The following is a 13,833-nucleotide window of genomic DNA, read 5'->3' as shown; positions in this document are numbered from 1 at the left end:
TCAGGAGGGCGAGCCGGTAGTCGGTCGCCGAGGCGCCGGCCGCCCCCGGGACGGCGCCCGCTCCCCCGCTCTTCCCCTTGCCCGTAACGGCGGCCGGGCGCACCACGCCGACGCTGTGGACGCGCCAGGCGTGGGTGGTGCGGGGCAGCCAGCCGTTCTTGAGGTGGACCTTGACCGTGCGGGGCGCGCCCGAGGTAATGCCCCAGGCCTGGTCGCGGACGACCTGGCCCATCAGGGACAGCGCCTCGGCGCGGCGGGACACCGCGGCCAGGAGGGCCAGTTGGTCGCGGGCGGTGGTGCGGGTCAGGCCCCAGTAGCCGCCGTGGCCGAGGACGGTGTCCCGGGCCCCGACGTCGCGCAGCACCCGGTCGAGGCGGGCGCGGGAGAGCCCCTTCCACAGCTCGCCGGCCGCCTTGTTGTCCGAGCGGGTGATCATCGCCCTCATCCGCTGGGACTCCGGGCGGGTGGGCGCGCGGCCCAGCTCCGCCGCCCGTCCGAGGACGGCCTCCAGGATGAGGATCTTGGCGATGCTGGCGGAGTCGTACACCCGGGTGTCGTCGAGCCGGCAGCGCAGTCCGCGTGCGGGGTCGTGCAGGGCGACGGAGACCGTGCCGTCGCGGCCCTTGAGCGCCGTCGCGATGTCCCGGGACAGCCGGGCGGCGAGGGCCGGTTCGCGGGACGAGGTGCAGAGTGCGGGAGCCCGGTGCGCCTCGGCGGGCCAGGCGGCGCCCGATGCCCCGAGTACGGCTCCGAGCAGGGCCCAGGCGCGGAGGCGGGCGCGGCGGCTCGTGATCATGATGCTCAGTTTCATGAGCCCGGCCGCCGGGACGCCCTCCGGAGTGGTCCATCCGGCGCACACCACCCGCACCCGGGCCCGTACGGCGTCCGTACGGGCCCGGGGCGGGTGGGGTCAGTGCGCGGCGGAGTCCCAGTCCCGGCCGACGCCGACGGAGACGTCGAGCGGGGCGCGCAGGTGGGCCGCCGCGGACATCTGCTCGCGGACCAGGGCCTCGACCTGCTCGCGCTCGCCGGGGGCGAGTTCGAGCACGATCTCGTCGTGGACCTGGAGGAGCATCCGGGAGGTGAGGCCCGCCTCCGTGAGCGCCCGGTCGACGTTCAGCATGGCGATCTTCACGATGTCGGCGGCGGTGCCCTGGATGGGGGCGTTGAGCGCCATCCGCTCGGCGGCCTCGCGGCGCTGCCGGTTGTCGCTGTTGAGGTCGGGCAGGTAGCGGCGGCGGCCCAGCATCGTCTCGGTGTACCCGGTGGCGCGGGCCTCGTCGACGACCCGGCGCAGGTAGTCCCGCACCCCGCCGAAGCGCTCGAAGTAGGTCTCCATCAGGATCCGGGCCTCGGCCGGGTCGATGGTGAGCTGCTGCGCGAGGCCGAAGGCGGAGAGGCCGTAGGCCAGGCCGTACGACATGGCCTTGATCTTGCGGCGCATCTCGGCGTCGACGGCGGACCGCTCGACGCCGAAGACCTGGGAGGCGACGGTGGTGTGCAGGTCCTCGCCGGAGGCGAAGGCCTCGATGAGGCCCTCGTCCTCGGAGAGGTGGGCCATGACCCGCAGCTCGATCTGGCTGTAGTCGGCGGTCATCAGGGCCTCGAAGCCCTCGCCGACGACGAAGCCGTGCCGGATGGCCCGGCCCTCGTCGGTGCGCACCGGCACGTTCTGCAGGTTCGGGTCGGTGGAGGAGAGGCGGCCGGTGGCGGCGACGGTCTGGCTGAAGGTGGTGTGGATCCGGCCGTCGGCGGCGACGGTCTTGATCAGGCCCTCGACCGTGGAGCGGAGCCGGGCCTGCTCGCGGTGGCGGAGCATGATCACGGGCAGTTCGTGCTCGGTCTGGCCGGCCAGCCAGGCGAGCGCGTCGGCGTCGGTGGTGTACCCGGTCTTGGTCTTCTTGGTCTTCGGGAGGTTCAGCTCGCCGAAGAAGACCTCCTGGAGCTGCTTGGGCGAGCCGAGGTTGAACTCGTGGCCCACGGAGGCGTGCGCCTCCTTCACCGCCTGCTGGACGGCGCCGGCGAACTGCTGCTCCATGGCCTCCAGGTGCTCGCGGTCGGCGGCGATGCCGTGCCGCTCAAGACGGGCGAGGAGGACGGAGGTGGGCAGCTCGACCTCGTGGAGGAGCTCGCGGGCCCCGACCTCGCCGAGCCGCTCCTCGAAGGCCCCGCCGAGGTCGAGGACGGCGCGGGCCTGGGCCATGAGGGCCTCGGCCTCGGCGGTGTCGTCGGCGCCGAAGGCGAGCTGCCCGTCGGAGGCGGCCGCGGGGGCCAGCTCGCGGCCGAGGTACTCGACGGAGAGCGCGTCCAGGGCGAAGGAGCGGCGGCCGGGCTTGACGAGGTAGGCGGCGAGGGCGGTGTCCATGGCGACGCCCGCGACGCTCCAGCCGTGCTCGGGGAAGACCCGCATGGCGCCCTTGGCGTTGTGCATCACCTTGGGGCGGTCGGGGTCGGAGATCCACCCGGCCCAGGCCCGCTCGTCGGCCTCGTCGAGCTCGCTGGGGTCGAACCAGGCGGCGGCTCCCCCGGCGGCGGCGAGGGCGACCTCGGCGACGTTTCCGGTGCCGAGGGCCCAGCTGTCGACGGTGGCGACGCCGAGGGGCCCGGTGCCGTGCTCGGCGAGCCAGGGAGCGAGCTCACCCGCGGAGAGGACGGAGGCGTCCAGCTCGACGCCGGCGGCGGGCGGCGGGACGTCCTCCTCGGCGGAGCCGGGGTCGACGGCGAGGAGCCGCTCGCGCAGGGAGGGGTTGCGGATCTCCAGGGTGTCGAGGACGAGGGCGAGGGCCGCGCGGTCGTAGGGCTCGCGGGCGAGGTCGGCCACCGTCTTCGACAGCTCGACGTCCCGGACCATCTCGGTCAGGCGCCGGTTGAGCCTCACCGCTTCCAGGTGGTCCCGGAAGTTCTGCCCGGCCTTGCCCTTGACCTCCTCGGCGCGCTCGACGAGCTGGTCGAAGGAGCCGAACTGGTTGATCCACTTCGCGGCGGTCTTCTCGCCGACCCCGGGGATGCCCGGCAGGTTGTCCGACGGGTCGCCGCGCAGGGCCGCGAAGTCGGGGTACTGCGAGGGGCTCAGACCGTACTTCTCCTGGATCTTCTCCGGGGTGAAGCGGGTCAGCTCGGAGACGCCCTTGGTCGGGTAGAGCACGGTGACGTGGTCGGTGACGAGCTGGAAGGAGTCCCGGTCGCCGGTGACGATCAGCACGTCGAAGCCCTCGGCCTCGGCCTGCGTGGCGAGGGTCGCGATGACGTCGTCCGCCTCGAAGCCGTCGACGGCGAAGCGCTGCGCGTGCATCGCGTCGAGCAGCTCGCCGATCAGCTCGACCTGCCCCTTGAACTCGTCGGGGGTCTTCGAGCGGTTCGCCTTGTACTCCGGGAACTCCTCCGACCGCCAGGTCTTGCGGGACACGTCGAACGCGACCGCGAAGTGGGTGGGCGACTCGTCGCGCAGCGTGTTCGCCAGCATCGAGGCGAATCCGTAGATCGCGTTCGTCGGCTGTCCCGTCGCGGTGGTGAAGTTCTCCGCGGGCAGCGCGAAGAACGCCCGGTACGCGAGCGAGTGCCCGTCCATCAGGAGCAGGCGGGGACGGGTGTCTGCGGTGTTCTTCGATGCTGTCTGGGCCACGGGACGATCCTGCCACGGCCCACCGACAATCCCCTCCTCACCGGCCGGGGTGCCGGGCTGTCGGTGCCGCGTGACAGGATCGGAGACGTACGCCGAAGGACGACCGCTCAAGGGAGAGCGCGATGGTCAGCAAGCCGCCGGCCGGTGACCCGGTCCAGGACGCACCGCAGGTCACGCCGCCGCAGCACGCAGCCGCCGGGCTGCCCGCCGTCGGACACACCCTGCGGATCGCCCGGGAGCAGATGGGGTCCCTGCGCACCGCGCGGACCCTCCTGAAGGTCAACCAGAAGGACGGCTTCGACTGTCCGGGCTGCGCCTGGCCCGAGGAGGACAAGCGGCACGTCGCGGAGTTCTGCGAGAACGGCGCGAAGGCCGTCGCGGAGGAGGCGACGCTGCGCCGGGTCACCCCGGAGTTCTTCACCGCGCACCCCGTGGCGGACCTGGCGGAGCGCAGCGGGTACTGGCTCGGCCAGCAGGGCCGCATCACCCAGCCGATGCTGCTTCCCGAGGGCGGCGACCGGTACGAGCCGGTGACCTGGGAGCGGGCCTTCGGGATCCTCGCCGAGGAGCTGCGGGCCCTGGACTCCCCCGACGAGGCGCTCTTCTACACCTCGGGCCGCACCAGCAACGAAGCGGCCTTCCTGCTCCAGCTCTTCGCCCGCGAGTTCGGCACGAACAACCTCCCGGACTGCTCCAACATGTGCCACGAGTCCTCGGGCTCGGCACTGACGGAGACCATCGGCGTCGGCAAGGGCAGCGTCTCCCTGGAGGACCTGCACAAGGCGGACCTGATCGTCGTGGCCGGGCAGAACCCGGGGACGAACCACCCCCGGATGCTGTCCGCCCTGGAGAAGGCGAAGGCCGCGGGCGCCCGGATCATCTCGGTCAACCCGCTGCCGGAAGCCGGCCTGGAGCGGTTCAAGAACCCGCAGACCCCCCTCGGCATGGTCCGGGGCGCCGCGCTCACCGACCTCTTCCTCCAGATCCGGATCGGCGGCGACCAGGCCCTCTTCCGCCTCCTCAACAAGCTGGTCCTGGCGACCCCCGGCGCCGTCGACGAGGAGTTCGTACGCGAACACACCCACGGCTACGAGGAGTTCGCGGCGGCCGCCGAGGAGGCCGACTGGGACGAGACCCTCGCCGCGACCGGCCTGGAGCGCTCCGAGATCGAGCGGGCCCTGGAGATGGTCCTCTCCTCGGAGCGCACCATCGTCTGCTGGGCGATGGGCCTCACCCAGCACAAGCACTCCGTGCCGACCATCCGCGAGGTGGTCAACCTGCTGCTCCTGCGGGGCAACATCGGACGGCCGGGCGCGGGCGTCTGTCCGGTGCGCGGCCACTCGAACGTGCAGGGCGACCGGACGATGGGCATCTTCGAGCGCCCCGCGCCCGCGTTCCTCGACGCCCTGGACAAGGAGTTCGGGATCGTCTCGCCCCGCCACCACGGCTTCGACGTGGTCCGCTCGATCCAGGCGCTGCGCGACGGCGAGGCGAAGGTGTTCTTCGCCATGGGCGGCAACTTCGTGGGGGCGACGCCCGACACGGAGGTGACGGAGGCGGCGATGCGCCGCGCCCGGCTGACCGTCCACGTGTCGACGAAGCTGAACCGCTCGCACGCGGTCACGGGCACGCGCGCGCTGATCCTGCCCACCCTCGGCCGCACCGACAAGGACGTCCAGAAGGGCGGACGGCAGTTCGTGACGGTCGAGGACTCGATGAGCCTGGTGCACGCCTCCCGGGGCAACCTGCCCCCGGCCGGTCCCCATCTGCTGTCCGAGCCGGCGATCGTGGCCCGGATGGCCCGCGCGGTCCTCGGCGACGGATCGGCCACGCCCTGGGAGGAGTTCGAGGCCGACTACGCCCGGATCCGGGACCGCATCGCACGCGTGGTGCCCGGTTTCCAGGACTTCAACGCCCGGCTCGCGGCCGATCCCGGCGGCTTCGCGCTGCCGCACGCCCCGCGCGACGAGCGCCGCTTCCCCACGAGGACCGGCAAGGCGAACTTCACGGCCGCGCCCGTCGAGTACCCGAGGGTGCCGGAGGGCCGGCTGCTCCTCCAGACGCTGCGCTCGCACGACCAGTACAACACCACGATCTACGGACTGGACGACCGCTACCGGGGCATCAAGGGGGGCCGCAGGGTCGTCCTGGTGCACCCGGAGGACGCGGCGGCCCTCGGCCTGGCCGACGGGGCGTACGCGGACCTGGTGAGCGAGTGGACGGACGGCGTGGAGCGGCGGGCGCCCGGCTTCCGGGTGGTGCACTACCCGACGGCCCGGGGATGCGCGGCGGCCTACTACCCGGAGACGAACGTCCTGGTGCCGCTGGAGTCGACGGCGGACGTCAGCAACACCCCCGCGAGCAAGTCCGTCATCGTCCGTCTGGAACAATCGCCCTCCGCCTAAGCGTTTGCTCAGGCGGAACCACGCGATCGAACGATCAGCGACCAGCGTACGAAGACGAACGGAGCCGGGCCATGGGTGAACAGCAGCACGTGAAGTTCCCGCAGGAGGTCATCGACGAATACGCGGCGCTCGGCATCGACCTCCCGGCCCTCTTCTCGGCGGGGCACCTCGGCAACCGGATGGGCGTGCAGATCCTGGAGGCCTCGGCCGAGCGGGTCGTCGGCACCATGCCGGTGGAGGGCAACACGCAGCCTTACGGGCTGCTGCACGGCGGGGCGTCGGCGGTCCTCGCCGAGACGCTGGGCTCCGTGGGCTCGATGCTGCACGGCGGGGTCTCCCGCATCGCCGTCGGCGTCGACCTCAACTGCACCCACCACCGCGGGGTCCGCAGCGGCCTGGTGACCGGCGTGGCGACCCCGGTGCACCGCGGGCGGTCCACCGCCACGTACGAGATCGTGATCACCGACGAGCAGGACCGGCGGGTCTGCTCGGCCCGGCTGACCTGCCTGCTGCGCGAGGTCACCCCCAAGGACGCGGAGAACGTGCCGGGCGCGAGCGCCTGAGACCTGTACGAGGGGCCGGCCGAACGGCTCCTGAAGTCCCGCACCGACCGGGCCGGTCCGGCGTGGACGAGGTCCCGTGCGGACGAGCCCTGCGGGGGCGGTGCGAGAAGCACCGCCCCCGTCGGCGTTTTCGCGCCAACTCCCTTTCTCACGGACCCTCTTGCCCCTCGCGGTCCGAGGCGCTTCACTGGCGGGCCTCCCCACGGGGAGGACCCGGCCCGCCCGTCCGGCCGCCCGTCCGCCCGCCCGTTCGCCCACGCACCCGCCGAGGGCCCCCATGACCGCCGCGCAGCCCGTCGCACACCCCGCCTCCGCCTCAACTCCCCCCGGATTCAACGCAGTCACCCCTGACACACCCGACACGCCCTGTCACACCGCCGACATCGCATACCGGCCGGACGCGATCTCCGTCCGCCTCCTCCCGAAGCCGCGGGTCCGACTCCCTTGAAGGGCCGGCGATCCGGCACCGCCGGGGCCGCGCTCGCCGCGGTCCTGACCGCCTGCGCGCTGGCCCTGGCGGGCGGCTGCGGAACGCCCGAGGAGTCCGGGCCCCCCGCCAGGACCCCCGCGGACATCTGCGCCGACCTCGTGTCGTACTGGGTGGAGGAGGCCCTGAAGGGCAGCGCGTGGGCGGGTCTGGACTGGGAGCAGAAGGGCCTCTCCAACGAGCAGTACGAGATCCACGACGAGGTCCTCGCGGCGGCCCGGGCGGAGGAGCGGCGGGCCGGGCGGGCGGCCGCCTCGGCCTTCGCCGACCGGGAGTCGCGACGGCGCTGCGAGGAGGCGAAGGGCGCGACGGGGAGTTCGGAGAACTGGCGCCCGTGACCGCCGGCGCCGGCCGGACGACCCGACCCGGCACGCCGATCGAACGATCTCGGCCAGCACCTTCGTAACCCTGCGTAACGACCGCGCAATGTTCCGGCGGGGTGCCACGGTCGGCTCCTCCGTCCGCTCACGGAAAGACCACTGTCCGATATCCGGATACCCCTCGAAGGGGCCCGTCAGGAGCATGATCCGCCCAAGCCCCTTAGCGGAACTGGGGATTCTCACTATGTGAACACCGCGCTACAGCCCAATACGACCCGATTTGCCCACCCGATGCACACGGCATCCGCCCGTCGGCATAACAAGACAGTCACATCATGACCCCGGCGCTCCCCGACCCTCCCCACCTGCGCTTAGAGTCACGGCCAGTCACCGCGCCGCCGGGCGCTTCCACTGCACGGCCCCGCTCGAACCAGTACGGCCCGGCATCGAGAACGGCACCTCTAGCTACACAGCTCCACGGCACCGCCTCAGCTCGAGGGGGCCGCGCCAGGGAAAGGATTCTTCGTGCGACACCGTTCACTCATCATCCTCACCAGTGTGCTCACCACCGGAGCGCTCACCCTCACCGCCTGCGGTTCGCGCGACGACAAGGGCGGCTCCGGCGACGGAAACGGTGGCGGTGGCAGCACCACGACCGTCGTCATCGGCGTCGACGCCCCCCTGACCGGCTCGCTCTCCGCCCTCGGCCAGGGCATCAAGAACTCCGTGGACCTCGCGGTCAAGACCGCGAACAAGAACAACGAGGTTCCCGGCGTCACCTTCAAGATCGAGGCCCTGGACGACCAGGCCGTCCCCGCCTCCGGCCAGGCCAACGCCACCAAGCTGGTCGGCAACAAGGACGTCCTCGGCGTCGTCGGCCCCCTGAACTCCGGCGTCTCCCAGCAGATGCAGGGCGTCTTCGCCGCCGCCAAGCTGGCCCAGGTCTCCCCCGCCAACACCAACCCGGCGCTCAGCCAGGGCGACAACTGGGGCAAGGGCGAGTTCAAGCGCCCCTTCCCCACCTACTTCCGCACCGCCGCCACCGACGTGGTCCAGGGCAAGTTCGCCGCCCAGTACCTCTTCAAGGACGCCGGCAAGAAGAAGGTCTACGTCGTCGACGACAAGCAGACCTACGGCGCCGGCCTCGCCGCGATCTTCAGCGACGAGTTCAAGCGCCTCGGCGGCCAGGTCGTCGGCACCGACCACGTCACCGTCAAGGAGACCGACTTCTCGGCCACCGCCGACAAGGTCAAGTCCTCCGGCGCCGACTCCGTCTACTTCGGCGGCCAGTACCCCGAGGGCGGCCTGCTCTCCGACCAGATCAAGAAGACCGGCGCCAAGATCCCCGTCATGGGCGGCGACGGCATCTACGACCCCGCCTTCATCAGCGCCTCCGCCGAGGCCAACGACGGCGACCTCGCCACCTCCATCGGCTACCCGGTCGAGAAGCTCGACACCGCCAAGAAGTTCATCGCGGACTACAACGCCGGCGGCTACAAGGACCCCTACGCGGCCTACGGCGGCTACTCCTACGACGCCGGCTGGGCCGTCATCCAGGCCGTCAAGGCCGTCGTCGCCGCCAACAGCGGCAAGCTCCCCTCCGACGCCCGCGCCAAGGTCACCGAGGCCCTGGGCAAGGTCTCCTTCGACGGCGTGACCGGCAAGGTCTCCTTCGACGAGTTCGGCGACACCACCAACAAGCAGCTCACGGTCTACAAGGTCGAGGGCGGCAAGTGGATCGACGTCAAGAGCGACACGTTCAACCAGTAATCCCGTAGGACAGCAGCACCCCCCGTCACCACCCCGGCCCCGGCCGGAACCCCGCACCACCTGACCCAAGCCGCGCGAGGGCGCAAACAGCGCCCTCGCGCGGAGTCTTATCCGACAAGCTCATCGGAGGCCTGCGGTGCACGAACTGCCGCAACAGCTGGCCAACGGCCTGGCCCTCGGTGCCCTCTATGGCCTCATCGCCATCGGGTACACCATGGTCTACGGCATCGTCCAGCTCATCAACTTCGCCCACGGCGAGATCTTCATGATCGGGGGCTTCGGTGCCCTCACCACCTACACCGCTCTCCCGAGCGGAACGTCCCTGCTGGTGGCGATACCGCTCATGATCGTCGGTGGCGCGATAGCCTCCGTGGCCGTCGCCACCGCCGCCGAGCGCTTCGCCTACCGCCCCCTGCGCGGCGCCCCCCGGCTGGCACCCCTCATCACCGCGATCGGCCTGTCCATCGCCCTCCAGCAACTGGTCTGGCAGTTCTACCCGGACGCCAAGAAGGCCGTCAGCTTCCCCGAATTCAAGGGCGAGGCCTTCCAGATCGCCGGAAACCTGTCGATCCAGCGCGCCGACGCCTTCGTCCTCGCCCTCGCGCCCCTGTGCATGCTCGCCCTCGGCGTCTTCGTCTCCAAGAGCCGCAGCGGCCGCGCCATGCAGGCCACCGCACAGGACCCCGACACCGCCAAGCTGATGGGCATCAACACCGACCGCATCATCGTCATGGCCTTCGCCATCGGTGCCGCGTTCGCCGCCGTCGCCGCCGTCGCCTACGGCGTCGACAAGGGCCAGATCAACTTCGAGATGGGCTTCATCCTCGGCCTCAAGGCCTTCACCGCGGCCGTCCTCGGAGGCATCGGCAACATCTACGGCGCCATGGTCGGCGGCGTCGTCCTCGGCATCGCCGAATCCCTCTCGATCGCCTACATCGAGGACGTCCCCGGCATGCAGCAGCTCGGCGGCGGCGCCTGGGCCAACGTGTGGGCCTTCGTCCTCCTCATCCTCGTACTCCTCGTGCGGCCCCAGGGCCTGCTCGGCGAACGCGTCGCGGACAGGGCGTGAGCACCATGACCGAAAACCTGCCCAAGAACCCGGCCACGCCGAAGCCCGCCGCACTCCTGTGGGCCGTCGTCGGCGGCAGCCTCGTCACCGTCGTCAGCACCTTCCTCGCCTGGACGTGGACCACCGCCTTCCCCGGCAACCTCACCGTCTACGGCTACCCGGCCGAACTCCAGCTCCTCACCCTCGTCGGAGCCGTCCTCACCGCCGCCCACGCGCTCTCCGCGCTCGGCATCAAGGGCCTCGGCTGGCTCACCCCCACCGGCGCCCGCAAGGCCACCTGGATCCTGGCCCTCGGCACCTTCGCCACCACCCTCTTCACCGCGCTCGCGATCATCGTCGAGCTGGGAGCCCTGGTCGACCTGGAGCCCGGAGCCGGCGTCGCCGTCCTCGCCTCCGCCGTACCCGCCATCGCCGCCTACAAGCTCCCCGACGACACCCGCAAGGCCGCCCCGGCCAAGGAACTCCCCTCCTGGGCCGAGATCCTGCTCATCGTCGTCGTCTTCGCGATCGGCCTCTTCGTCGTCACCTTCGGCATCGACACCGACGACTCCGAGCCCCAGCTCTTCATCGCCTTCCTGATCCTCGTCGGCTTCACCGCCACGGCCCTGATCAAGTCCGGCCTCATCGCCCGCATCTCGGCGATCACCGCCCGGAACCGCCAGGTCACCGTCACCGCGAGCCTCGTCGCCGCGATCGCCTTCCCCTTCATCCAGCAGAGCGGCGACACCTACACCCTCATCGCGGTCAACATCCTCATCTTCGCGACCGTCGCCCTCGGCCTGAACATCGTCGTCGGCCTCGCCGGCCTCCTCGACCTCGGCTACGTCGCCTTCCTCGGCGTCGGCGCCTACACCGCCGCCCTGGTCTCCGGCGCCACCTCCTCCGCCTTCGGCGTCCAGTTCCCCTTCTGGGCCTCGGCGCTCACCGGCATGGCCGCCTCCCTGGTCTTCGGCGTGGTCATCGGCGCACCCACCCTGCGCCTGCGCGGCGACTACCTCGCCATCGTCACCCTCGGCTTCGGAGAGATCTTCCGCATCGCCATGGGCAACCTCGACGGCACCTCCGGACCGAAGATCACCAACGGACCCAACGGCATCCCGAACATCCCCCAGCTGGAGTTCTTCGGGTACAACTTCGGCGAGTCCCACACCGTCCTCGGTGTCGAACTCGGCGCCTACGCCAACTACTACCTGCTGATGATCCTGGTCATGGCCCTGGTCATCATCGTCTTCTCCCGCGCCGCCAACAGCCGCATCGGCCGCGCCTGGGTCGCCATCCGCGAGGACGAGACCGCCGCCACCGCCATGGGCATCAACGGCTTCCGCGTCAAGCTCGTCGCCTTCGCCCTCGGCGCCGCCCTCGCCGGCCTCGCCGGCACCGTCCAGGCCCACGTCAACACCACGGTCGTCCCCGAGAACTACGTCTTCGCCGGCCCCGTGCCGCCGAACTCCGCGTTCCTCCTCGCCGCCGTCATCCTCGGCGGCATGGGCACCATCAACGGACCCATCCTGGGCTCCGCGCTCCTCTTCCTGATCCCGGCCAAGCTGCAGTTCCTCCAGGACTACCAGCTCCTCGGCTTCGGCATCGCGCTGATCCTCCTCATGCGCTTCCGCCCCGAGGGCCTGATCGCCAACAAGCGCGCGAAGCTGGAATTCCACGAGAACGACGAGCAGCCCGCCGTACCCGAACCACGACCCTCCGAGGAGTCGGGCATCGGCACGGCGAAGGCGGGGGCGTGACGCCATGACCACCATCACCAAGGACACCGCCACGGCCGCCACCGTCCTCGACGCCAGCGGCGTGACCATGCGCTTCGGCGGCCTCACCGCCGTCCGCGACGTCAACCTCACCGTCCGCGAGGGCGAGATCGTCGGACTCATCGGCCCCAACGGCGCCGGCAAGACGACCTTCTTCAACTGCCTCACCGGCCTCTACGTCCCCACCGAGGGACAGGTCAGCTACAAGGGCACCGTCCTCCCCCCGAAGCCCCACCTGGTCACCCAGGCCGGCATCGCCCGCACCTTCCAGAACATCCGCCTCTTCTCCAACATGACGGTCCTGGAGAACGTCCTCGTCGGCCGGCACACCCGGACCAAGGAGGGCCTCTGGTCCGCCCTCCTGCGCGGCCCCGGCTTCAAGAAGGCCGAAACCGCCTCCCGGAACCGGGCCATGGAACTCCTGGAGTTCGTCGGCCTCGCCAACAAGGCCGAACACCTCGCCCGGAACCTCCCCTACGGCGAGCAGCGCAAGCTGGAGATCGCCCGCGCCCTCGCCAGCGACCCCGGCCTGCTCCTGCTCGACGAGCCCACCGCAGGCATGAACCAGAGCGAGACCCGCACCACCGAGGAACTCGTCTTCGCCATCCGCGACCTCGGCATCGCCGTCCTGGTCATCGAGCACGACATGAAGTTCATCTTCAAGCTGTGCGACCGGGTCGCCGTCCTCGTCCAGGGCGAGAAGCTCGTCGAGGGCACCTCCGAGGTCGTCCAGAACGACGAGCGCGTCGTCGCCGCCTACCTGGGCACGCCGTACGAGGGCGCGCCCGGCGCGGAGGAGGCCGCCGAGGTCGAGGCCGCCGAGGCCCACGCCCACGGCACCACGGGACCGGCCCCGGCGCCGGTCCCGGCCGCGGAAACGGACGCGGACGCGGACACCGCTGCGGACGCGGGCACGGACGCGGACGCCGCGGCCCCGGCCGACACGGACCCGGCGGCCGACACGGACGCCGACACCGGTCCCTCCGCCGCACCGGACGACGCGGACACCCCCGCCAAGACCGGCACCGGCGACGCGAACAGCACCACCGAAGGAGACTCCAAGTGACCGCACTCCTGGAGGTCGAGGACCTCAGGGTCGCCTACGGCAAGATCGAGGCCGTCAAGGGCATCTCCTTCTCCGTCGAGGCGGGCCAGGTCGTCGCCCTCATCGGCACCAACGGCGCCGGCAAGACCACCACCCTGCGCACCCTCTCGGGCCTCATCAAGCCCACCGCGGGCAGGATCTCCTTCGACGGCCAGGAGCTCAACGGCATCCCGGCCCACAGGGTCGTCTCGCTCGGCCTCGCCCACTCCCCCGAAGGACGCCACATCTTCCCCCGGCTCTCCATCGAGGAGAACCTGCGGCTCGGCGCCTTCCTCCGCAAGGACAAGGGCGGCATCGAGCGGGACATCCAGAAGTCCTACGACCTCTTCCCCATCCTGGGCGAACGTCGCAAGCAGGCCGCGGGAACCCTCTCCGGCGGTGAGCAGCAGATGCTGGCGATGGGCCGGGCCCTCATGTCCGAGCCCAAGCTCCTCATGCTGGACGAGCCCTCCATGGGCCTCTCGCCCATCATGATGCAGAAGATCATGGAGACCATCGCCACCCTGAAGTCCGAGGGCATGACGATCCTGCTCATCGAGCAGAACGCGCAGGCCGCCCTCTCCCTCGCGGACCACGGATACGTCCTGGAGGTCGGCACCATCAAGCTGTCCGGCACCGGACAGGACCTCCTCGTCAACGACGACGTCCGCAAGACGTACCTCGGCGAGGACTGACCTCCCCGCCCGTACGGAAGCCGAAGGCCCGCCCCCACAACGCCGTGGGGACGGGCCTTCT

General features: G+C 71.0%; 9 protein-coding genes and 1 pseudogene. 8 read left to right on the top strand and 2 right to left on the bottom strand.

All coding sequences use genetic code 11. The features are described from left to right. Positions 1–109 precede the first annotated feature (109 nt). Both AB0398_RS19490 and polA read right to left on the bottom strand, forming a co-directional pair. Positions 110–436: pseudogene (locus AB0398_RS19490) on the bottom strand (serine hydrolase); the annotation flags it as partial. Between the two features lie 474 nt (positions 437–910). Next, complete coding sequence (gene polA / locus AB0398_RS19485; protein WP_366376641.1) at positions 911–3,622, bottom strand: DNA polymerase I; 2,712 nt, start codon at positions 3,620–3,622, stop codon at positions 911–913. A 122-nt stretch (positions 3,623–3,744) separates the two neighbouring features. On the opposite strand from polA, the gene AB0398_RS19480 reads away from it, so the two are divergent. The 8 genes from AB0398_RS19480 (at position 3,745) to AB0398_RS19445 (ending at position 13,772) form a co-directional block, all read left to right on the top strand. Then, entirely contained in the window at positions 3,745–6,027 is a 2,283-nt protein-coding gene (locus AB0398_RS19480; protein ID WP_366376640.1) for an FdhF/YdeP family oxidoreductase, read from the top strand. A 71-nt stretch (positions 6,028–6,098) separates the two neighbouring features. Then, entirely contained in the window at positions 6,099–6,590 is a 492-nt protein-coding gene (locus AB0398_RS19475) for a hotdog fold thioesterase (protein WP_366376638.1), read from the top strand. A 444-nt stretch (positions 6,591–7,034) separates the two neighbouring features. Continuing rightward, positions 7,035–7,415 (top strand): hypothetical protein, encoded by a 381-nt coding sequence (locus AB0398_RS19470; RefSeq protein WP_366376636.1) that lies wholly within the window; start codon positions 7,035–7,037, stop codon positions 7,413–7,415. 507 nt (positions 7,416–7,922) lie between these two features. Beyond that, on the top strand, positions 7,923–9,167 hold the full coding sequence (locus AB0398_RS19465; RefSeq protein WP_366376634.1) for a branched-chain amino acid ABC transporter substrate-binding protein: 1,245 nt from the start codon (positions 7,923–7,925) through the stop codon (positions 9,165–9,167). Positions 9,168–9,303: 136 nt separating this feature from the next. Continuing rightward, positions 9,304–10,236: a branched-chain amino acid ABC transporter permease gene (locus AB0398_RS19460; protein WP_366376632.1), complete on the top strand. Its 933-nt coding sequence runs from the start codon at positions 9,304–9,306 to the stop codon at positions 10,234–10,236. 5 nt (positions 10,237–10,241) lie between these two features. Continuing rightward, positions 10,242–11,975, top strand: coding sequence for a branched-chain amino acid ABC transporter permease (locus AB0398_RS19455; RefSeq protein ID WP_366376630.1), 1,734 nt, complete (start codon positions 10,242–10,244; stop codon positions 11,973–11,975). Positions 11,976–11,979: 4 nt separating this feature from the next. Further along, the gene (locus AB0398_RS19450) at positions 11,980–13,059 is read left to right on the top strand and encodes an ABC transporter ATP-binding protein (protein WP_366376628.1); all 1,080 of its coding nucleotides are present in this window, start codon (positions 11,980–11,982) and stop codon (positions 13,057–13,059) included. Continuing rightward, on the top strand, positions 13,056–13,772 hold the full coding sequence (locus tag AB0398_RS19445; protein WP_366376626.1) for an ABC transporter ATP-binding protein: 717 nt from the start codon (positions 13,056–13,058) through the stop codon (positions 13,770–13,772). The genes AB0398_RS19450 and AB0398_RS19445 overlap by 4 nt, the downstream gene beginning before the upstream one ends. Positions 13,773–13,833: the final 61 nt, after the last annotated feature.

Origin of the sequence: Streptomyces sp. NPDC086147 (assembly GCF_040702165.1) — a bacterium.
Lineage (GTDB): Bacteria > Actinomycetota > Actinomycetes > Streptomycetales > Streptomycetaceae > Streptomyces.
Note: the sequence above shows the minus strand (reverse complement) of the source record. Positions and strands in the feature narration are given on the sequence as shown.

Coding starts and splice junctions, on each gene's coding strand:
- AB0398_RS19480 (WP_366376640.1), top strand. CDS start 3,745: ATGGTCAGCAAGCCGCCGGCCGGTGACCCGGTCCAGGACGCACCGCAG.
- AB0398_RS19450 (WP_366376628.1), top strand. CDS start 11,980: ATGACCACCATCACCAAGGACACCGCCACGGCCGCCACCGTCCTCGAC.
- AB0398_RS19475 (WP_366376638.1), top strand. CDS start 6,099: ATGGGTGAACAGCAGCACGTGAAGTTCCCGCAGGAGGTCATCGACGAA.
- AB0398_RS19455 (WP_366376630.1), top strand. CDS start 10,242: ATGACCGAAAACCTGCCCAAGAACCCGGCCACGCCGAAGCCCGCCGCA.